At 62.1% G+C, this 622-nt stretch carries 1 protein-coding gene and 1 pseudogene; one reads left to right on the forward strand and one right to left on the reverse strand.

Annotated features, from left to right (window positions below; translation table 11 throughout):
- A pseudogene (locus B3849_RS03415) lies at positions 1-174 on the forward strand (hydrolase); the annotation flags it as partial.
- Positions 175-180: 6 nt separating this feature from the next.
- Here B3849_RS03415 and B3849_RS03420 read toward each other — a convergent pair.
- A partial coding sequence (locus B3849_RS03420; protein ID WP_286779816.1) for a hypothetical protein occupies positions 181-622 on the reverse strand: 442 nt, incomplete at its 5' end.

The following is a 622-nucleotide window of genomic DNA, read 5'->3' on the forward strand; positions in this document are numbered from 1 at the left end:
ATGGATATGGCCGGTGCGGCCTATGCGGCGAAACGGTACTTTGACTTCAAGACCGTCATCCCCTGCCACTACCGTACCTTCGACGCGCTTGAACAATCGGCGCAGGTACTGATCGACGGCTTGCCCGGCGTGGATGTGATCGAGCCCGAGGTACTTAAACCGATCAGCCTATAAAACGGCCTAGTGAACAGAACCGGCGCGATCCCCGATGAAACAAAGGGTGTCGTTGGCGCGCAGGGCGATGGTGTCTTGATCAAACGCAGCTTTGCGCGCCTCTGCCGGATCAAGCGCCAGTGTGGCGCAGACCTCGAACGCGGTATCGCTGAGGCGGTGATAGGCGTAAGGCGCGCCCGTTGCAGGGTCGCCCTGGGTCAGCACATCGCGCAATCCGGGCCGCATGCCGGGACAAAAGCTGTCATCCGCAAGCGCTTGCGGCAATGGTTTGCGCGGGTGACCAAGGCACATCAGATGCGTGTGCAAGGTCCGCAGATCGCTGAGGCGCTGACTGTCCTGCTGGGCGAGCCTTGCGTGCTGCGGGCCACCCACCACGACCAGGCCGCCGATGATGGCACCGCCGACCAGCACAGACATGCACATCAGCAGCAACTTGTTCACGCCGGAG

This window comes from Sulfitobacter sp. UBA4523 (assembly GCF_002388305.1).
GTDB classification, from domain to species: domain Bacteria; phylum Pseudomonadota; class Alphaproteobacteria; order Rhodobacterales; family Rhodobacteraceae; genus Sulfitobacter; species Sulfitobacter pontiacus.